Genomic DNA, 18,705 nt, shown 5'->3' with positions numbered 1-18,705 from the left:
ACCACAGACATGTCGTGGATGGTCCAGGACATCGTTGACAACGTTCCCCGGGCGCGGCACGCCGTGGTGCTGTCCGCGGACGGCATCCCGCGCGGGTCCACCGACGGGCTGACCGACTCGGACGTGCGGACCATCTCGGCCGCCATGGCCGGGATGCAGTCGCTCAGCCGGGCCACCGCCCACTTCGCCGGAGCCTCTCAGGACCGGCAGTGGAACCAGACGATCATCGAGTTCGCGCACGGCTGGGTGTTCCTGATCGGGGCGGGGCAGGGCGCCTACCTGGCGGCCGCCGCGGAGCCCGACGTCGACATGCAGCAGATCTCCTTCCGTATGCACCGGCTGGTCGCCCGGCTCGGCAACAACCTCACGGCGCCGCCGCGGGTGAACGCCGGTGACGGCGCCCGGTCCGGGGACGACGCCGCGGCGCAGCGGGACGGAGAAGGCGGTTCCGGGTTCGCCCTGCCGGAACTGGACGAGGCGATCGCATCGGTGCGCGGCGCCCGGCACGCGCTGCTGCTGGGGGCCGAGGGGCTGGCGCGGGGAGCGAGCGCGGGCATCGGCAGGGACATGGCGGACACCATCTCCGCGGCCATGACCGGCATCCACGCCTACAGCCGTGCGACGGCGCCGTTCGCGGGCGGGACACGGGACGACGAGTGGCGGCAGACGGCCATCGAGTTCCAGCACGGATGGATCTTTCTGATCGCGGCCGGTGACGGTGCCTTCCTGGCGGCCTCTGCCGAACACGACTGCGACATCGAGGAGTTCACCACGCGCCTGAGCGATGTGGTGCCCAAGCTCGTCGCGCGGCAGGTGCCGCAGGGAGGGAGGCTCGGCGATGCATGAGGAGTCGGACGGTGAGCTGGAGCTGACGTCGGCCTTAGTGCCCCTGTTCGTCATCGCCAAGGGGCGTTCGCTGCCTGCGGAGAACGAGTACGAGCACACCACGCTCGTGACCGCCCAGGAGGGCGCCTCGGCCGCGGCTCGCACCCTGTCCCCGGAAGCCCGCGCGGTCATGGACCTGATCGCCGACGGCTTCCTGTCCGTGGCCGAGGTCTCCGGCTACACCCGGCTGCCCCTGGGCATCGTGCGCATCCTGCTGGCGCAGATGGCGGAGGACGGCCTCATCGTCGTGAGGAATCCGGCGCCGCGGGCCGAACGTGTCGACCGCGAACTGCTCATCGCCGTGCTCGACGGCCTGAATTCCCGATTCGGAGCGTAAAGCGTGTATCTGGATCCAGCCGTCTCCCGCTCCGTGAAGATCCTCGTCGTGGGCCACTTCGGAGTGGGGAAGACGACCTGCATCGGCAGTATCTCCGAGATCGAACCGCTCCAGACCGAGGAAGAGATCACCGAGGCCAGCGAGGGCTTCGACGACCTCTCGGGGACCCCGAACAAGACGACCACCACCGTCGCGATGGACTTCGGGCGCCTGACCCTCAGCGACACCCTGGTCCTCTACCTCTTCGGAACGCCGGGACAGGAACGCTTCAAGGAGATGTGGGAGGGCCTGTCCCGGGGCGCCCTGGGCGCGCTGGTGCTGGTCGACCCCGAACGGCTGCACGAGAGCTTCCCCATCCTGGACCTGGTCGAGCAGTTCGGCCTGACCTACGCCATCGGCGTCAACCGTTTCGACGGCACCCCCGACTACCCCCTCGACGAGGTGCGTGAGGCGCTCAACCTCACCGCGGAGACCCCCATCGTCCACTGCGACGTCCGTGACCAGGACTCCTCGGCCCAGGCACTCATCACCCTCGTCAAGCACCTCATGTCCATACTTGGCTAGGAGCCACGGCATGCATCAGCAATCCGACCCCACCGGCATCCCGGCCGGCTGCCCCGCTCACGGCAACGTCCCGCTGTACGGACCCGCGTTCGGCTCCGACCCCGAGGGTCACTACGCCCATCTGCGCTCGCTGGGCCCCAGCGCCCCGGTCGACATCGCGCCGGACGTCGAGGTCGAGCTGGTGACCAGTTACGACGCGAGCCTGTACATCCTGCAGAACCCCGCCTTGTTCGTGCGGGACTCGCGCCGCTGGAACGCGCTGAACGAGGGTCGGGTGCCGGCGGACAGCCCGGCCCTGCCGATGCTGGGCTACCGCCCCAACGCGCTGTTCAGTGACGGCGCGGCGCACGCGCGGCTGCGGCAGGCGGTCACGGACAGTCTCGCCACCGTCGACCAGGTCCGCCTCGTCCGGCTGACGCAGCAGTCGGCGGACTACCTGATCAGCCGCTTCAGCTCCGAACCCCTGGGCCAGGCCGAGCTGATGGCCGCCTACGCCCAGCCGCTGCCGCTGCTCGTCTTCGGCGACCTGTTCGGCTGCCCGCCCGAGATCGGCGACCGGGTCATCGCCGGGATCAGCGGCATCTTCCAGGGCACCGCCGGTGCCGACGAGATCCTCGGCGGCGCGCTCGCCGAGCTGATCGCCCTCAAGCGCCGCCAGCCCGGGGAGGACCTCACCACCCGTCTGATGGTGCACTCCGCCCGGCTGACCGACGAGGAGGTGCTGCACCAGCTGGTGACCCTGCTCTCCGGCGGCACCGCACCGCTCGGCGCCGCGATCGGTACCGGCAGCGCGCTGTACCTCAGCGAGGAGTGGCCGAGCGGGCTGCCGATCGAGGACGCGATCGTGCAGACCCTGTGGAACTACGCCCCGATCGCCAACTACGCGGCCCACTACCCCACGCAGGATGTGGAGTTGGGCGGCAGGACGGTGCGCGCGGGCGACCCGGTCCTGATCTCCTTCGCGGCGGCCAACACCGACCCCAAGCTGACCGAGCACCGCGAGCAGCTCAGCTCCAAGGCCCACCTGGCCTTCGGCGCTGGCCCGCACGCGTGCCCGGCCAAGGACCCGGCGTTCATGATCGCGTCCACGGCCGTGGAGTCCCTGCTCAACCGGCTGCCCGACGTCGAACTGCGCGTCCCCTTCAAGGAACTCGCATGGGTGCCCGCGCCGTGGAGCCGGTCCCTGGTGACCGTCCCGATCCGGTTCAGCCCGCGTACCGTGCCGTCCGCCGCCGCCTCCCGGCCCGCGGCGCCGCGTGCCGCCGACACGGCGCTGCCGTCCGCCGTGACCCCGCACACGGCCTCGACCGCTCGGCCGGCGCAGGACTCCTCGCACCGCAAAGGCGGGCTGTTCAGTCGATTCCGGGCGTGGGTGAGTGGGGAGTGACGCAGGTAACGCTGTGAGAACGCAGTGTTATTGGATGGTTCAAACACCTGACGGGTACGTATGGCGGCTGATTCCAGAAAGGGGCCGCCATCGTGGGCACCACCACGGCTCGGTCGTTCAACCGTCGCGCCACTGTCTCCCTGTTCTCCCGTCTGCGCACCGCTGACGGGCAGTCCGATCCCTTCCCCCTCTACGCCCAACTCCGGGAGCGGGGCTCAGTCAGCCCCGCCCCCTGGGGTGGCTTCCTCGTCACCGGTTACGCCTCGTGCGACCAGATACTGCGCAGCAGCGCCTGGCTCGAACCGGACACGCGCTGGCGAGAACGGCAGGGGGCGCGCACTCGGTGGAGCGCCCCCTCCGCGCGTGAGATCAGCCGCACCCTGCCGGCGCTCAACCCTCCGGAGCACACCCGGGTGCGCCGGTCGGCCGGCAACTTCGACCGCAGCACCATCGAGCGGATCGGCCTGAGAGCGGGTCAGGTGGTCGACCGGCTCCTGGACACCGTGGAGGAGCATCTCCACGCCGGGGAGGCCGACTTCGTCGCCCTGGTGGGCGAGGAACTCCCCGTGGCCACCATCGGCGACTGGCTCGGACTGCCGAGCGCGGACTGGCCGCGCCTGCGCGAACTGACCCACGACCAGGTGTTCACCCAGGAACTGCTCCCCTCCGCCAGCCAGTTGGCCCGCTCCGACGCCGCCATGGCCGAACTGCGCTCCTACTTCCTGGACTTGGTGCGCGAACGACGCACGCGTCCCGGCGAGGACCCGGTGTCCAGATGGATACGCACCTGGGACGCCCTGGAACCGGACCAGGACAAGGCCGACGAGGCGGTCTACTTCCTTGCTCTGTTCGTCCTGCTGGCCGCCCTGGAGACGACCTCCACCCTGCTGTCGACGATGACCCTCCTGCTGGTCGAGGACCCTGACCGCTGGAGTCTGCTCGCCGAACACCCCGACCTGGTGCCCGCGTTCGTGGAGGAGGCGCTGCGCTATGACCCGCCCACCCATGTGATCAGCCGGATCGCCGCCGAGGACTGCCTCCTGGAGGACGTCGAGGTGCGCGCGGACGAGATGGTCCACCTCATGATCGGCGCCGCCCACCGGGACCCCGCCCGGTTCGCCGACCCCGACCGGTTCGACCCCCGCCGCAGACCCACCCACCTCTCCTTCAGTGGAGGCATCCACTACTGCCTCGGGGCGCCCCTGGCCCGGCTGGAGGCCCAGACCCTGCTCCGTCAGACGATCACCCGCCTGCCGCGCCTCACCCTGGTCCGCCGCCCCTCGTGGGCGCCCCGGGTGGCGTTCCGGCGCCCGCTGAACCTGGATGTCGCCCCCGCATGAACCCGATCGCCCCCGCCCCCGCCGTCCCGCCGCACAAGCCGCTCGCCATCGGCCAGAGCGGACCGGTCCTCCATGTCGAACTGCCCGACGACATACTGAGCGTGGCCGTCCTGGACGAACTCATCGCCCTCCTCGACAGCCTCCACGACCGGCCCGATGTCCGTGTCATGGTGCTCTCCTCCCCGGGTGAGGACTTCTGTCTGGGCGCCGACCGCCTGGAGTACCAGGAGGCCCTGGCCACGGACCCGACCGGTGCCACGATGCGCCGCGTCGCGGACAAGGCCCACCGTCTGTGCCAGGCCCTGGAGGACACGCACGTCGTCACCATCGCCCGACTGCACGGCAAGGTCATCGGCGCCGGCCTCGCACTCGCCGCCTACTGTGACCTCCGTGCCGGTTCGGACACCTGCCGGTTCCGCATGCCCGAGGTCGGCGTCGGTCTCGCCCCCGCCTGGGGGGGAGCCATGGGCCGTCTGATCGCGGAAGCCGGCGCCGCGAGGATCCGCGAACTCATGCTCACCTGCGAGGTCTTCGACGCCACGACCGCCCACCGTCTGGGCCTCCTGCACAAGGTCGCTCCCCTAGACCAGCTGGACGGCACGATCGCCGCCTGGACCAGACCCCTTACCCGCCGTTCCCCCGAGGCACTCCTCCTGACCAAACGCATGCTCACCGGCTACGCGAAGGCCGCCCGCACGGCGGACGTCGCCCTCCTCGACTCCCACCTCCTGACCGCCCAGCTGACCGCACACCGAACCCGCGGCTGACAACACCCCGCGGCGCACCCCCGGTTGGCGACGAAATCCCCGTCCGCGGTGACAAACGCACCGGGGAAGACGCGTCGTACCTGACCCCCACCCGTCGCACCTGATGCCCCCACCGTCGCGGAGACTGCCCCGCGGGGTGGGGGTCAACTCATGAAAGGGGCCTGGACACTTGTGCGGCCTGCGGGAGGCCGACGCACGGTGCTCTCGGAGGGGAACCTCCCGCTGCGGACGGCGCGTTCAGCAGCACCCCGCGGACTGCTCGGGTGCGTCGAAGAGGCCCGCGCCGCCGCAGACACCGGTCTCGGGGAGGGTGAGTTCTACGCGTTCGGCGGCCTCCCGGTCGCCCGCGATCGCGGCGGTGACGGAGCGGACCTGCTCGTATCCGGTCAGGGCGAGGAAGGTGGGGGCGCGGCCGTAGGACTTCATGCCGACGAGGTAGACGCCCTGTTCGGGGTGGGAGAGCTCGTTCACGCCGTGCGGGTAGACCGTGCCGCAGGAGTGGACGTTGGGGTCGATCAGCGGGGCCAGGGCGGTCGGCGCCTGGAGGCGTTCGTCGAGGGCGAGGCGGAGTTCGGAGAGGAAGGACAGATCCGGACGGAAGCCGGTCAGGGCGATGATCTCGTCGACCGGGTCCGAGCGGCGGCCGTCGTCCGCGACGAGGACGAGCCGGTCGCCGTCGCGCTCCACGGCCTGCGTGCGGAATCCGGTGACCGCGCTCGCGTGACCGTCCTCGACGGCCGCCTTGGCGCGCAGGCCGAGGGCGCCGCGGGCGGGGAGCTGGTCGGACTCGCCGCCGCCGAAGGTCGAACCGGTGAGCCCCCGGCGCAGGATCCACAGCGCGTGCGTCCCGTCAGCTCCCTCCCCGGCCAGGTCGGCGAGGGCGGCGAGGGCGGTGAAGGCGGAGGCCCCTGAACCGACGACCGCGGTGCGCCGGCCCGCGTACCGAGCGCGGACCGACGGGTCCTTGAGATCCGGGACGCGGTAACTGACGTGGTAGGCGACCGACTTCTCACCGAGGGCGGGCAGGCCGTTCGCGCCCACCGGGCCGGGCGTGGACCAGGTGCCGGAGGCGTCGATGACGGCGCGGGCGCTGACGAGCTCTTCGCGGCCGTCGGCGAACTGAAGGTGCACGGTGAAGGGTTGTTCGTCCCGGCCGGAGTCGACGACGCGGTCCCGGCCTGCGCGAGCGACCCCGGTCACCCGGGCGCCGTAGCGGACCTTGTCCCCGAGGGCGTCGGCGAGCGGCTGGAGATAGCGCTCGGCCCAGTCGTCGCCGGTCGGGTAGTGGGCGGCTTCGGGGCGTACCCAGCCGGTGGGGGCCAGGAGCTTCTCCGCGGCGGGGTCGATGACCTCGGCCCAGGGGGAGAACAGGCGCACATGGGCCCAGTCCCGGACAGCGGTGCCTGCGGACGGCCCGGCCTCCAGGACCAGCGGGTCGATGCCTCGCTCGACGAGATGGGCGGCGGCGGCCAGACCGATGGGGCCGGCGCCGATGACCACTACGGGCAGTGGGCCGGTGGTGAGCGCGTTCACGAGGCTCCCCTTTGTTTCGATGTTTGTCGATGGCTCGTTCCGGCCAGAATGGCAGCTGCTTCGACAGGTGTCAACATAGACGTTTATCGAATCAAAAAGCGGCCCCCTGCCCATGGCTACCGGGGCCACTGGCTCGCTGCTTCGACGCATGTCAACATAGACGCATGTCGAACACGAAGGTGCTCCCCGTCCTGGAACCCGCCGCCGACGCCGTCGCGCCGTGCTGCCCCCCGCTCACCGAGCGCCCCTTCACGGCGGAGGAGGCCGAGACGGCCGCCCGGATGTTCAAGGCGCTGGGCGATCCCGTACGGCTGCGGCTCTTCTCCGCCGTCGCCTCTCATGAGGGCGGCGAGGCGTGCGTGTGCGACATCTCCGACGTCGGCGTCTCCCAGCCGACCGTCTCCCACCACCTGAAGAAGCTCAAGGACGCCGGACTGCTCACCTCCGAGCGGCGCGGCACCTGGGTGTACTACCGGGTCGAGCCCTCCGTGCTGGCCGCGATGGGCAAGCTCCTCACCATCGCGGAGAACTGACTCGCCCTCCTCGGACGTCAGCCCTGGTCCGGGTCCCGCAGGATCTGGACGGTGTCGCCGACCGCCCGCTCCCCGGCCGCATCGGACGGCGTGTTGACCAGAGCCCCGTTGACGGCCATCGCCGTCGAGCCGCCTCCGTCGAGGTTGAGGGCCTGGACGGCGCCCAGGGTCCGCATGAACCGCGCGGCCTCGGCGAGCGTGAAGCCCTCGCTGACGCCCGGCTGCCGGCCGTCGACGGTCGCGAGCAGCAGCCTGCCGTGCCGGTCGACGCCGGCCATCGTGCGGGGCTGGCGGACGTTGGACCACGCGAAGCCGAAGGAGAGGTCCAGCGGGTCGAGCGTGCCCTCGGTGGCGGCGTCGATGTGGATACGCCCGTCCTCGACCAGAGTGGGCGCCGCGCTGACGACGCTGTCGTCGGGGCCGAGCGCGATCCGCCGTCCGGACGCGTCCCGCACCCTCTCGCGCAGGTGCAGCCGACGGCCCACGTCGGCGTGCTCGGCGAGCCAGGTGGCCGCCTCACCGGTGCCCTGGAGCACGGCGCCCACGGCGGGCACTGTCCCGCCCCGGTCGCCGCGGGAGACCACGACACCGTCCTCGTCCAGTACGACCTGGGTGCCCGCGCCGGTGGGCAGCGGTGCCCCGAACCTGGTGGTGAACTCGACCAGGTCGTCCGCGAGCGAACACGTGAGGTCCTGACGGGGCAGCGCGGTGGGGACGGCCCCGGGGCGGCCGCAGTTGCGGACCTTGCCCGGCATCCGGTTGACGCCCTCCACCGCGTGGACGGCGGACCCGGCGCGGACGGTGACGCTGCTGGACAGGTCCGCCACCCGGGCACGCCGCCCCCCGTCCTGGAGGACCAGCGCGGCACGGGAACCGACCGCCATGGACTGCAACTCGCCGTCCACCACCGACAGTCCGGCCGTCGTGCCCTGGACGCCGTCCGCGTCGGACGTCACGAAGAACCCGCCGTTGACACCGACCAGGGAGTCCAGACGCTGGGCCACGGTGGAGGTCTTCTCGCGGTCGGCGGTGTTGCCGCCGTCGCTTGCCTCGACCGTCCCCCGCAGCCGTCTGGGATCGACCACGGCCACATGGATGCGCTGCGCGTCGGCCCGCTGTCTCCCGTCGTACCCCGTCCACTCCACGGACGTCCGGAAACCCGCCCCCGACACCGCCGAGTTGAGGGACCGGGCCTCGGCCTGGGTGCCGTACCGCCCGACCCTGACCTGCCACCCCATCGTGCCGCGCGGGGTGTCCGCGTAGGCGTCCCAGGCCACCCGCTCCAACCGGGGCTCGAACCCGGCCGCCCGCAGCTTCTCGGCGGTGGCGTCGGCCCAGGACCGGTCACCGAGCAGGGCCCAAGAGGCCGCCCCGGTCAGGCGGTTGACCGCGGGCGCCTGCACCGTGACCGTCCAGACACCTGCGGCCTCCGGGACATCCAGTACGCCGGTGCGGACTTCGACCCCGGGAGCCACGTACTGCGTGGTCCACGAGATCCGGTCGCCGTCCGCGGCGCTGTCCCGTGCACTCGCGGCGGCGGAGGGGGCGAACGCGATCAGGGTCAGCGCGGTCCCCAGCGCGAAGCCCCGTGCGGTCCTGCGGTGTCCACGGCGTCGTGCGCGTTCGAGCGTCGACCTGAGGGGCCGACCGCTGCTCTGGTGGCCCGGCTGCGTGCCGCCCGCACCGCCGCCGCTCCCGGCAATCACAGACATGGCTCTCCCGTCCTAGGACCGTGCGGCACCCGGGCGCCGCGCCCGCCATCCCACTCCCGCACGAAGGCCGCCACGTGAAGAAGCGGGCATGAGAAGGGAAAGCTTCGCTGATATCCGCGGGTCCGAGAAGGCGGCCCGTGGAGCGTTTCCAGTCGTCCTTGGTCAGGTGCCCGACACCCCCGTGTCCGTCGAACGCCGGTTCTGCGGGGGAGGGTTGAACCGCTCGCGGGACCGTGTCCCCGTCAGCGGCTCTTGCGTACCCGGGCCGCCGCGCGGGCTTCCGCGGCCTTACGGGCCTCGGCGGCCTTGCGGGACTCCTTCGCGGGCCGGCCCGCCTGGGAACCGAGGCCGCGGAAGGGGGCGTTGCCGGTCTTGGTCTTCGTCACGGTCGGCGGACGCTTCGCCCCAGTGATGGCGGTCAGCTTCGCCTCGCCGGAACGGACCTGGGTGACCGTCGGCCGGATCCCGGCGTCGGACATCATCCGGTTGACGTCGCGTCGCTGGTTGGGCGTGACCAGCGTGACCACGGTCCCGGACTCCCCGGCGCGCGCGGTACGCCCGCCGCGGTGCAGGTAGTCCTTGGCGTCGGCGGGCGGATCGACGTTGACGACGAGGTCGAGGGTGTCGATGTGGATGCCCCGTGCGGCGACGTTGGTGGCGACCAGCACGGTGATCTCGCCGTCCTTGAACTGGCCGAGGGTGTGCGTGCGTTGGGGCTGCGACTTCCCGCTGTGCAGGGCGCCGGCCCGTACGCCGCTGGCCCGCAGGTGACGGGTGAACTGATCCACGCCTGCCTTGGTGTCCAGGAACATCAGGACACGGCCGTCGCGTGCGGCGATCTCGGTCGCGGTCGCGTACTTGTCGGCCGGGTGGATGTTCAGCACGTGGTGTTCCATCGTGGCGACCGAGCCCGCCGCCGGGTCGACCGAGGTGAGCACCGGGTCGTGCAGGTAGTCGCGCACCAGCTGATCGACGTTGCGGTCGAGCGTGGCCGAGAACAGCAGGCGCTGTCCGTCGGAGCGCACCTGGTCCATGATCTCCGTCACCTGCGGCAGGAAGCCCAGGTCACACATCTGGTCGGCCTCGTCCAGCACCGTGATCCGCACCTGGTCCAGATGGCAGTCCCGGCGCGAGACCAGGTCGGTCAGGCGCCCCGGCGTCGCGATGAGCACGTCGACCCCGGCCCGCAGCAGCGCCTGCTGACGGTTGATGGACAGCCCGCCGACCACCGTCGCCAGCCGCACGTCCAACGTCCGCGCGTACGGTGCCAGAGCGTCGCTCACCTGCTGGGCGAGCTCCCGGGTCGGCACCAGGACCAGCGCCAGCGGCCGCTTCGCCGCCGCGCGTGAGCCCGCCGTACGGGTGAGGAGGGCCAGTCCGAAGGCGAGCGTCTTGCCGGACCCGGTCCGCGCCCGGCCGAGCACATCGCGACCGGCCAGCGCGTTGGGCAGGGTGGCGGCCTGGATCGGGAAGGGCTCCGTCACCCCGAGGCCGGTCATCGTCCGCGTCAGTTCCGACGGCAGCCCCAGGTCGGCGAAGGAGGCGGCCGGAGGCAGACCAGGGACCACCGGCTGCGGCGTCGAGGGCTCCCCCGGTGCTCCCTGCGCGCTGTGCGGTTCACCCGCGTGGGGGAGTCCGGAGGCCGACGGCTTCGCGTTCATGGGCACCTTTCTGGGTCGGGCGCCCCGGGAACGGCCCGGGGCCCGTACCTCTCGGCACGGGCCCCGGCGAGGTCGAAGCGTGCCCTCATTTTATCAGCGGCGCCCGGAGCCCTGCCGCTCCATGGGGCGCGATCACCCGACGTGACCGAGCCCTGGATGCCCCGCTGCCTGACGGTTGGGGCCCTTTTCGCCCTGGGCCGGGCGGACTTGGGCGGTCGAATGTTCTCGGACTTCGACATGGATCATCGCTGTTGCTCTCTGGTGAGGGACCGTTTCACCGTGTAGCGTCACTGTCAGCTGTCGTGGTTCGCAGTACCTGCCCGCGCCAAGGCGCGGGCGCTTTGCTGTGCAGTGCCGGACCAGGGCGATCACCTCCAGGGCCGCGCGGTGCGGTACCTGACGTCGACTGAGAGGTACCAGCATGGCCAGCGGAACCGTCAAGTGGTTCAACGCCGAAAAGGGCTTCGGCTTCATCGCCCAGGACGGCGGCGGACCGGACGTCTTCGCCCACTACTCCAACATCAACGCCTCCGGCTTCCGTGAGCTCCAGGAAGGCCAGGCGGTCACCTTCGACATCACCCAGGGCCAGAAGGGCCCCCAGGCGGAGAACATCACCCCCGCCTGAACCAGCCCCCTCAGATCCTGAGGTCGGTGCTGTCTTCTGTCGGTCGGCGAGGCGTCGAGTACGCCGCGCCGGCCGACAGGCCGTTGTGGGGCCCTCACCTCTTGTGTCCCGGCCGGAGCGAGCGCCGTCACATGTGAGGATGTGGCCATGGTGTGGCTGGGGAAACGCGCGTGGCGGACGGTCGGAAGCATGGCCGCCGCGGGCGCGGTGCTGACGTCGACCGCCTGCGGCACGGGCAGCGCCGACGACGCGCGCTCCGAGAATCGCGAGACCAAGTACCGGCGCGTCATCGAAGAGCCCCATCCGCGGCCCGCCGACGTCATCGAGATGGCCGGCGCCCCCATCGGAGTGGCCCGCGCCGACGACGGCTCGCTGCTGCTGACGTACGAGGCCGGCAACGTCGAGGACGACGAGGGACCCGCCGCCACGGCCTGGCGCATCATCGACCCCGGCGGCAGAACGGTCGCCGAGCACGCGGAACACGCGGACGCGGAGGCGACACGGATCAGCTTCGAGGGCGTACCCGGGGGATTCGTACGCGTACCCCAGGAGGGGTCCGAGGGTGCTTACGTCCTCGACGTCCACGGTGAGCGGCGCACGACCGTCGTCGCGCAGACCCCGATGCGGGCCCGGGCGGGCGACGTCCTGCTCGCGGAGACGGAACCGACGCTCGTCTACCGCCCCGCCACCCGCACCGTGGCACCCCTGGCCGGGGTGCCGCAGGACGCCGTCCAAGTCGCCGTTGACGAGCGCGGCACGGTCTGGAGCCTGGACCAGCCCCTCACCGACGAGCCGAACCGGGTCGTATGGCAGCGCGACGCCCGCACTCTCGGCTCACAGGCGGTCCCCGAGCCGTACGCGGGCGGCGTCCTCACCGCACGGGGCGACACCGCGGCGCTCGCCCTCACCACGGACGACGGCGTAGCCGGCCTCCTGACGACCACCGACGCCGGCGCGCACTGGAAGACGCAGCTCGGCGGTGGCATCCCCTGGAAGAACCTGAAGAGCGGATCGGACCTGCTCACCCTGGGGCTCCTCGCCGACGGGCGCCTCCTCGTCGGCGAGGAAGGCGGCCCCCACTGGCTCGCCACCGACCCCACCAACACCGCCTTCCACCAGCTCAAGACCCCGGCCCCCTTCACCTCCCTCACCGCCCACGGCACCACCCTCTACGGCATCGTGGACACCGTCACGTCGACGTACGACCTGGCCAGGGGGGAAGGCCTCTGGATCTCGGAGGACGCCGGGGGCCAGTGGCGGCGTCACGAGCAGCGCGGCTAGCGACGGGGAACCCGGCGTGAGGGGAGCGGTTACGCGGCCGGCGCGGGGAGTTCCACGGTGACGCTCATCCCGCCCGCGGGGCGTGGGGTGAGGGTGAGGGTTCCGTCGTGGGCGTGGGTGATGGACTGGACGATGGCGAGGCCGAGGCCGACGCCGTCGTGATCGGTGTGGATGCGTTCGGAGCCGCGCTGGAAGGGCTCGGTCAGTTTCGAGGCCAGCCGGGGCGCGAGGACGTCGCCGGTGTTCTCGACGGTGAGGAGCACGGTTTCCGGGCCCACGGCGGTACTGACCCGCACGGTGCCCCGCTCGGACAGGTTGTGGACGATCGCGTTGTGCACGAGGTTTGTGGTGAGTTGGAGCAGGAGCGCCGGCGATCCGCTCGTGGGCGCGAAGTCGGCGCGGGTCTCGATGGTGATGCCGCGCTTTTCCGCCAGGGGCAGGAGGGTCTCGGTGGCCTCTTCCGCCAGGAGGGACAGATCCACCGGCTCTCGGGCGAAGGAGCGCTGGTCGGCGCGGCTGAGCAGCAGCAGCGCCTCGGTGAGGTCGATCGCGCGGGCGTTGACCGCGTGGAGGCGCTCGATGAGTTCGCCGGTGACCCGGCTCGGATCGGTGCGGGCCACGTCGAGAAGCGTCTGCGAGATCGCCAGGGGAGTGCGCAGCTCGTGCGACGCGTTGGCCGCGAACCGCTGCTGTTCGGCCACGTGCGCTTCGAGTCGGGCGAGCATCGCGTCGAAGGCGTCGGCGAGTTCGCGGAACTCGTCCCTGCGGCCCGGCAGCCGGACCCGGTGGGAGAGTGAGCCCTTCGTCGCCCTGCGCGTGGCGTCCGTGATGCGGCTGAGCGGGGCGAGCATCCGGCCGGCGAGGATCCAGCCGCCCACGAGGCCGAAGACCAGCAGGAACGCCAGCACCGCCGCCGCCCTCGGCGCGAACGTGCTCAGCAGGACGGACCGAATAGGGAAGACACCCCCGGTAGGCCGGTCATCGGGGTTGTAGAGCATCGCGCGGTCGGGGACGTACCGCAGGAGGAACACCCAGACCGCCGCGAGCAGCAGGGTTCCGGCCAGCATGAGGAACCCGGCGTAGCTGAGGGTGAGCCTGACGCGCACGCTCAAGCCGGGTGCCCTATCCATGCCGGCCGCCGCCCTGTCCGTCCTGCGGCCGCGCGTCGATGCGGTAGCCGACGCCGGGCACGGTGACGATGATCCAGGGTTCCCCGAGGCGCTTGCGCAGGGCCGATACCGTGATCCGCACCGCGTTGGTGAACGGATCGGCGTTCTCGTCCCACGCGCGTTCCAGGAGTTCCTCGGCGCTGACGACACCCCCCTCCGCGGCGACGAGCACGTCCAGTACCGCGAACTGCTTCCTGGTCAGGGCGATGTAGCGGCCGTCGCGGTAGACCTCGCGGCGGAACGGGTCCAGTCGCAGGCCCGCGATCTCGCGCACCGGAGGCCTGCTGTGGGCGCGCCTGCGGTTGAGTGCCCTGAGCCTGAGCGCGAGTTCTCTGAGCTCGAAGGGCTTGGTGAGGTAGTCGTCGGCGCCCAGGGCGAACCCGGAGGCCTTGTCGTCGAGACGGTCGGCGGCCGTGAGCATGAGGATCGGCATGCCGCTGCCGGAGGCGACGATGCGTCGGGCGATCTCGTCACCGGACGGGCCGGGAACGTCACGGTCGAGGACGGCGATGTCGTAGGTGTTCACGCCCAGCAGCTCCAGGGCGGTGTCGCCGTCACCCGCGATGTCGGAGGCGATCGCTTCCAGACGGAGACCATCGCGGATGGCCTCCGCCATGAACGGTTCGTCCTCGACGATCAATACACGCATGTCATCGATGCTACGAGCCACCGCATATCGCCGACGTATCGAAAACCGCATACGTGCCCGCAACACCACGCTGCCTTGACTGGCGGCATGATTCGGACCTCACCGTCACCGCGCACACCGCCCCCTCCACTTCACCGGCCGGTGGTCATCGTCGTCATCGGCTTCCTGACCGCGATCAGCGCAGCCCTCGGCTACCAGTTACTCAAGCCCTCGGCCTCGTCGTCCGGCCCCTCGCTGTCGGTCGTCTCGTCCTCTCCGGCCCGCGCGCCCTCGCACTCCGTCCACGGGGAGCGCGGCGGCGTGGTGGGTGAGGCCGACGGGGTCGTTCCGGACGGCGTGACGGTCTTCGAGGACGGCAGCCCGGCGGTTGCGAAACTCGAACCGGAACTGCTGAGAGCCCTCCGCCAGGCCGCCACCGATGCCGCGGACGACGGAGTCGAGTTCACCGTCAACAGCGGCTGGCGTTCCCCGGGATATCAGGACCAGCTCCTTCGCGACGCGGTCTCGGAGTACGGATCCGAGGACGAGGCCGCCCGATGGGTGGCCACCGCGGCGACCTCTCCGCATGTGTCGGGGGACGCCGTCGACATCGGGCCCTCGGACGCGGCGGCTTGGCTGTCCGACCACGGCGCCGCGTACGGGCTGTGCCAGATCTACCGCAACGAACCCTGGCACTACGAACTGCGCCCCGCCGCGATCGACGACAGCTGCCCGCGGATGTACGCCGACCCCACCCAGGACCCCAGGATGCAGCAGTGACCGGTGACGAACGAGGACAGACGATGACAGAGCAGGCGGTCACGGCCGAGACCGTGCGGCCGGAGACCGACCAGGCCGGCCCCGACCACAGAAACCCCGGCCACAGCCCCGGCCCCGACTCCCGGCGCCCCGGGTCCGGGGCCTGGCACACCGCCCCGCGCCGGGCGCTCCGCAGCGTCTCCCGGCCGGAGACCTGGAGGCGCGGCCCGGTGCTCACGGCCCTCGCGCTGTGCCTCGGCCTGCTCATGCTGCTGCACGGGAAGGTCACGAACGCGCGGGGACTGGGCAGTCTGGTGGAGACCTTCCTGCCGTGGTTCGGCCTGTTCGTCCCGGTGCTGCTGGCCGCGGCCGTGTGGCGCCGCTCCGCCTCCACCGTGCTCGCGCTGCTGCTGCCGGCCATGGTGTGGCTGAACCTTTTCGGCGGGCTGCTCGGCGACAAGTCCCACGCGGGCGGCGACCTCACCGTGGTCAGCCACAATGTCGGCGCCGACAACCCCGACCCGGTCGGCACGGCACGCGACCTGGCCGCCTCCGGAGCGCACGTGCTCGCGCTGGAGGAGATCACCCCGCAGGCGCTGGGAGAGTACGAGAGGGAGCTGGCCAAGACGTACCCCCACCACGTGGTCCGGGGCACCGTCGGGCTGTGGAGCAAGCTGCCGCTGTCGGACACCCGCACGGTCGACGTCGCGATGCAGGGCATGGCCGGACCGCTCGCCGAGCACCTGTCACCCGAGGAGAGGGCCGCCACGCCCCGGGCGCTGCGCACGACGGTGGTCACGGACCAGGGACCGCTCGCGGTGTACGTGGCGCACCTGGGGTCCGTGCGGCTGATGCCCAGGAACGGTTTCTGGACGGCCCAGCGGGACGCCGGCGCACAGGCGCTCGGCGAGGCCCTCGCCGCCGAGCGCAACGAGCGGGTGCTGCTGCTCGGCGACCTGAACGGCACCACGGACGACCGCGCGTTGACCGGACTCACCTCCCAGCTGCGCTCCGCCCAGGAGAGCGCCGGGGACGGGTTCGGCTTCACCTGGCCGGCGACGTTCCCGGTGGCCCGGATCGACCAGATCCTGGTCCGCGGCGTGCAGCCGCGGAGTTCGTGGGTGCTGCCGGCCACTGGCAGCGACCACCTGCCGGTGGCGGCGGGGATCAGCTGGTGAGCACCGGGCACCACGGCGGACGACACAGGCCCGCGGGCGCCGACGACGAAGGGCGGATCGGCCCTGCGCCGTGTGTTCACAGTTGAGGCCAACGCCCCTAAGCTGAGCGGCCTTCGCGCCTGGGGAGGTCTCGTGAAGGGGCTCCGAACGCTCGTCGTCTGCCTTGTGATCACGTGTGCCGCGATGGTGTCACCGGCCGCGGCCGTCACCCCGGCCGCGGCCGTGACGCCGACCTGGTCGGCGCTGCCGGTGCCCCCGGCGGCCGCCACACCGCTGACGGTGTCCGATCTCGCCACCCGAGGTCCGGCGGATGCGTGGGCCACCGGCTACGAACACGCCGCCGATGGACTGCGGCCGATGCTGTACCGCTGGGACGGCACGGCCTGGAGCCGGGACACCGGCTTCCCCGGCGCCGGGGAACCGGGCTGGCTGCGCAAGGTGCAGTTCGTCGGCGAGGAGGTGTGGATCTTCCAGAACCGGATGGGCGCGGGGGACATCCTGCGCCGGTCGGCCACCGGGTGGGATGCCCTCCCGCTGCCCCAGACCCTGTGGACCTACCAGGACTTCGCCGCCGTACCGGGCGCCGCGTGGGTGGTCGGCGAGGACGACACCGGGCTGAAGGTGCTGCACCACGACGGTTCCGGCTGGAGCACCCAGTCCATCCCGGACGGTGTCCGGTACGTGATGGGGATCAACGCCCGCACCGCCACCGACGCCTGGGCCTGGGCGGACACCGACACCGGCAGCACCGTCCTGCGCTGGGACGGCACGGCCTGGCGGGACGCGCACGTACCTCTGCCGGCGAACGCCAACGTGCACACCATCCTGCTCGAACCGGCAGGCCGGATCACGATCGGTGGCAGCCAGTACACCGACGGCGCGCCCCGCACCTACCTGATGACCTTCAACGGGCATACCTGGCGCACTACTTACCCGCCGCTGGGCGACACCTACACCGAGTCCATGGCACGTGGCCCGGACGGCGCGCTGTGGCTGCCGATGCGCGGCGACCGCGCGTTCCAGTCGAAGTACGCACGCGTGTCCGGCACCCGTACCACCTTCTCCTACGGCCCGGAGCGCACGAACGCCATCGACGTCCACCCGCGCGCACTGGCGAGGGCCGGGTCCTCGCTGCTGTCGTTCGGGACCGTCGAGATCTACGGCTCGAAACCGAACCTGATGAGTGAGCGACTGGGAGGCTGACCATGGCACGCAGACTTCTCCTCGCCGCCCTCGCCGTCGCCATGACCCTCGTGGCCACCCTGAGCCCGGCCGCGGCGGACACCCTGTCCTGGCACCACTTTCCGGTCCCGGCACAGGTGCGTCCCCAGGCCGCGCTGAACGAAGCCGCGGCCACCGGACCGGACCGGGCCTGGGCGGTGGGTGCCGACGCCGTCGGCCGCGAGGCGCCGGGCTTCCCGCTGGTGCTGCGCTGGGACGGGACCGCGTGGCAGCGGCAGAGCCTGCCCGGGGTCGCCTGGCAGGGCGAGCTGCTGTCGGTCGCCGCCACCGCACCGACCGCCGTGTGGGCGGTGGGCCGGGACTCGGCGGGCGGCGCCCGGCTCCTGCGCTTCGACGGCATCGCCTGGTCCGAGAGCCGTCCGCCACGCGGGGTCCAGCTGACCAGGGTGGTCACCGGCGGCGGCGAGACATGGCTGATCGGCTCCCGGGACGGCGTACAGGTCCTGCTGCGTCGGGACGGGCGCGGCTGGCAGGAGGTGCCCGCGCCGCCCGGATGGGTCTACGGCCTGCACGTCCTCGCGGCCGACGACGTCTGGGCCGCGGGCGAGACCGGCTCGGGGGCGGCCGTGTCGCACTGGGACGGGCAGGCGTGGCAGCAGACGGTCGTGGACGGGTACCCGCGGTCGGCCGTGGGCAGTGTGCTCGCCGTCTCCCCGACCGAGGTGTGGGCCGGGGGCACCGCCGGGTTCGTCGGCGGCCCGGTGGGCCGGCCGATCCCGCCCCTGCTGGTGCGCTGGGACGGGCAGAGCTGGAAACGGGTGACGATCCCCACCGACTTCGGCGGGATCACCTCCCTGACCCCGAACGCCTCCGGCCAACTGGGCTGGGTGGCCGTGGCCAACGCGCAGAAGTGGGGCCCGCCGGGCAGCTACCCGCCGCTCGTCCCCGGCCCGGACTTCCTCGCCTGGGACGGGCAGTCGTTCGCCGAGTACAGCGAGCCGGCGGTGCCCGGCGAGGGCGACTCCCGCACGCTGCGGCTGGCGCCGGTACCGGGTACGGAGACGGTGTGGTCGGTCGGCCGTGCCACCGGCCCCGAGAACACCTTCGCCCCGCGCATCCTGCGCTTCGGCTGAGACACGGACGTGGGGGCCGCCGTCGCGGAGG

The 18,705-nt window shown here is 71.8% G+C and carries 18 protein-coding genes; 13 read left to right on the top strand and 5 right to left on the bottom strand.

Going from position 1 to position 18,705, the window contains the following annotated elements:
* Window positions 1-18: 18 nt before the first annotated feature.
* The 6 genes from ACZ56U_RS09960 to ACZ56U_RS09935 all read left to right on the top strand — a co-directional run bounded on the left by ACZ56U_RS09960 (window position 19) and on the right by ACZ56U_RS09935 (window position 5,280).
* On the top strand, window positions 19-846 hold the full coding sequence (locus tag ACZ56U_RS09960; RefSeq protein WP_469083865.1) for a roadblock/LC7 domain-containing protein: 828 nt from the start codon (window positions 19-21) through the stop codon (window positions 844-846).
* Entirely contained in the window at window positions 839-1,222 is a 384-nt protein-coding gene (locus tag ACZ56U_RS09955; RefSeq protein ID WP_391232038.1) for a DUF742 domain-containing protein, read from the top strand. The genes ACZ56U_RS09960 and ACZ56U_RS09955 overlap by 8 nt, the downstream gene beginning before the upstream one ends.
* A 3-nt stretch (window positions 1,223-1,225) precedes the next feature.
* A complete protein-coding gene (locus ACZ56U_RS09950) occupies window positions 1,226-1,786 on the top strand; it encodes a GTP-binding protein (RefSeq protein WP_391232040.1) in 561 nt (186 codons plus the stop codon).
* Between the two features lie 10 nt (window positions 1,787-1,796).
* Window positions 1,797-3,173: a cytochrome P450 family protein gene (locus ACZ56U_RS09945; protein WP_469083524.1), complete on the top strand. Its 1,377-nt coding sequence runs from the start codon at window positions 1,797-1,799 to the stop codon at window positions 3,171-3,173.
* A 92-nt stretch (window positions 3,174-3,265) separates the two neighbouring features.
* Complete coding sequence (locus ACZ56U_RS09940) at window positions 3,266-4,513, top strand: cytochrome P450 (RefSeq protein WP_469083523.1); 1,248 nt, start codon at window positions 3,266-3,268, stop codon at window positions 4,511-4,513.
* On the top strand, window positions 4,510-5,280 hold the full coding sequence (locus tag ACZ56U_RS09935; protein ID WP_469083522.1) for an enoyl-CoA hydratase/isomerase family protein: 771 nt from the start codon (window positions 4,510-4,512) through the stop codon (window positions 5,278-5,280). The genes ACZ56U_RS09940 and ACZ56U_RS09935 overlap by 4 nt, the downstream gene beginning before the upstream one ends.
* Window positions 5,281-5,517: 237 nt before the next feature.
* Here the strand turns inward: ACZ56U_RS09935 and ACZ56U_RS09930 are convergent, their stop codons facing one another.
* Window positions 5,518-6,813, bottom strand: a complete 1,296-nt coding sequence (locus tag ACZ56U_RS09930; protein ID WP_469083521.1) for an FAD-dependent oxidoreductase — start codon at window positions 6,811-6,813, stop codon at window positions 5,518-5,520.
* Window positions 6,814-6,977: 164 nt separating this feature from the next.
* Here ACZ56U_RS09930 and ACZ56U_RS09925 point away from each other — a divergent pair, with 164 nt between their 5' ends.
* Window positions 6,978-7,346 carry an ArsR/SmtB family transcription factor gene (locus ACZ56U_RS09925; RefSeq protein WP_469083520.1) on the top strand — a complete coding sequence of 123 codons (369 nt, stop codon included), beginning with the start codon at window positions 6,978-6,980 and terminating at the stop codon, window positions 7,344-7,346.
* 17 nt (window positions 7,347-7,363) lie between these two features.
* Here the strand turns inward: ACZ56U_RS09925 and ACZ56U_RS09920 are convergent, their stop codons facing one another.
* The gene (locus ACZ56U_RS09920; RefSeq protein ID WP_469083519.1) at window positions 7,364-9,058 is read right to left on the bottom strand and encodes a phosphodiester glycosidase family protein; all 1,695 of its coding nucleotides are present in this window, start codon (window positions 9,056-9,058) and stop codon (window positions 7,364-7,366) included.
* Between the two features lie 242 nt (window positions 9,059-9,300).
* Window positions 9,301-10,719 (bottom strand): DEAD/DEAH box helicase, encoded by a 1,419-nt coding sequence (locus ACZ56U_RS09915; RefSeq protein ID WP_469083518.1) that lies wholly within the window; start codon window positions 10,717-10,719, stop codon window positions 9,301-9,303.
* A 421-nt stretch (window positions 10,720-11,140) separates the two neighbouring features.
* Between ACZ56U_RS09915 and ACZ56U_RS09910 the strand changes: the two genes are divergently transcribed.
* Window positions 11,141-11,344, top strand: a complete 204-nt coding sequence (locus tag ACZ56U_RS09910) for a cold-shock protein (RefSeq protein ID WP_037751662.1) — start codon at window positions 11,141-11,143, stop codon at window positions 11,342-11,344.
* 189 nt (window positions 11,345-11,533) lie between these two features.
* Window positions 11,534-12,625: a hypothetical protein gene (locus tag ACZ56U_RS09905; protein WP_469083517.1), complete on the top strand. Its 1,092-nt coding sequence runs from the start codon at window positions 11,534-11,536 to the stop codon at window positions 12,623-12,625.
* A 29-nt stretch (window positions 12,626-12,654) separates the two neighbouring features.
* On the opposite strand, the gene ACZ56U_RS09900 is transcribed toward ACZ56U_RS09905, so the two are convergent.
* On the bottom strand, window positions 12,655-13,755 hold the full coding sequence (locus tag ACZ56U_RS09900; RefSeq protein ID WP_469083516.1) for a sensor histidine kinase: 1,101 nt from the start codon (window positions 13,753-13,755) through the stop codon (window positions 12,655-12,657).
* Window positions 13,748-14,443, bottom strand: a complete 696-nt coding sequence (locus ACZ56U_RS09895; protein ID WP_469083515.1) for a response regulator transcription factor — start codon at window positions 14,441-14,443, stop codon at window positions 13,748-13,750. The genes ACZ56U_RS09900 and ACZ56U_RS09895 overlap by 8 nt, the downstream gene beginning before the upstream one ends.
* Window positions 14,444-14,530: 87 nt before the next feature.
* Here ACZ56U_RS09895 and ACZ56U_RS09890 point away from each other — a divergent pair, with 87 nt between their 5' ends.
* The 4 genes from ACZ56U_RS09890 (at window position 14,531) to ACZ56U_RS09875 (ending at window position 18,674) form a co-directional block, all read left to right on the top strand.
* The gene (locus tag ACZ56U_RS09890) at window positions 14,531-15,202 is read left to right on the top strand and encodes a M15 family metallopeptidase (protein ID WP_469083514.1); all 672 of its coding nucleotides are present in this window, start codon (window positions 14,531-14,533) and stop codon (window positions 15,200-15,202) included.
* A gap of 23 nt (window positions 15,203-15,225) precedes the next feature.
* Window positions 15,226-16,359, top strand: a complete 1,134-nt coding sequence (locus ACZ56U_RS09885; RefSeq protein WP_469083513.1) for an endonuclease/exonuclease/phosphatase family protein — start codon at window positions 15,226-15,228, stop codon at window positions 16,357-16,359.
* Between the two features lie 132 nt (window positions 16,360-16,491).
* The gene (locus ACZ56U_RS09880; protein WP_469083512.1) at window positions 16,492-17,562 is read left to right on the top strand and encodes a hypothetical protein; all 1,071 of its coding nucleotides are present in this window, start codon (window positions 16,492-16,494) and stop codon (window positions 17,560-17,562) included.
* A 2-nt stretch (window positions 17,563-17,564) separates the two neighbouring features.
* Window positions 17,565-18,674, top strand: coding sequence for a beta propeller repeat protein (locus ACZ56U_RS09875; protein ID WP_469083511.1), 1,110 nt, complete (start codon window positions 17,565-17,567; stop codon window positions 18,672-18,674).
* Window positions 18,675-18,705: the final 31 nt, after the last annotated feature.

The sequence above is a fragment of the Streptomyces sp. NPDC034103 genome, assembly GCF_055575395.1.
Note: the sequence above shows the minus strand (reverse complement) of the source record. Positions and strands in the feature narration are given on the sequence as shown.

Bases quoted from the DNA above. Each gene is read 5' to 3' on its own strand.
- ACZ56U_RS09875 (WP_469083511.1), top strand. From the start codon at position 17,565: ATGGCACGCAGACTTCTCCTCGCCGCCCTCGCCGTCGCCATGACCCTC.
- ACZ56U_RS09895 (WP_469083515.1), bottom strand. From the start codon at position 14,443: ATGCGTGTATTGATCGTCGAGGACGAACCGTTCATGGCGGAGGCCATC.
- ACZ56U_RS09900 (WP_469083516.1), bottom strand. From the start codon at position 13,755: ATGGATAGGGCACCCGGCTTGAGCGTGCGCGTCAGGCTCACCCTCAGC.
- ACZ56U_RS09915 (WP_469083518.1), bottom strand. From the start codon at position 10,719: ATGAACGCGAAGCCGTCGGCCTCCGGACTCCCCCACGCGGGTGAACCG.
- ACZ56U_RS09945 (WP_469083524.1), top strand. From the start codon at position 1,797: ATGCATCAGCAATCCGACCCCACCGGCATCCCGGCCGGCTGCCCCGCT.
- ACZ56U_RS09935 (WP_469083522.1), top strand. From the start codon at position 4,510: ATGAACCCGATCGCCCCCGCCCCCGCCGTCCCGCCGCACAAGCCGCTC.
- ACZ56U_RS09885 (WP_469083513.1), top strand. From the start codon at position 15,226: ATGACAGAGCAGGCGGTCACGGCCGAGACCGTGCGGCCGGAGACCGAC.
- ACZ56U_RS09955 (WP_391232038.1), top strand. From the start codon at position 839: ATGCATGAGGAGTCGGACGGTGAGCTGGAGCTGACGTCGGCCTTAGTG.
- ACZ56U_RS09925 (WP_469083520.1), top strand. From the start codon at position 6,978: ATGTCGAACACGAAGGTGCTCCCCGTCCTGGAACCCGCCGCCGACGCC.
- ACZ56U_RS09960 (WP_469083865.1), top strand. From the start codon at position 19: ATGGTCCAGGACATCGTTGACAACGTTCCCCGGGCGCGGCACGCCGTG.
- ACZ56U_RS09920 (WP_469083519.1), bottom strand. From the start codon at position 9,058: ATGTCTGTGATTGCCGGGAGCGGCGGCGGTGCGGGCGGCACGCAGCCG.
- ACZ56U_RS09905 (WP_469083517.1), top strand. From the start codon at position 11,534: ATGGCCGCCGCGGGCGCGGTGCTGACGTCGACCGCCTGCGGCACGGGC.
- ACZ56U_RS09890 (WP_469083514.1), top strand. From the start codon at position 14,531: ATGATTCGGACCTCACCGTCACCGCGCACACCGCCCCCTCCACTTCAC.
- ACZ56U_RS09910 (WP_037751662.1), top strand. From the start codon at position 11,141: ATGGCCAGCGGAACCGTCAAGTGGTTCAACGCCGAAAAGGGCTTCGGC.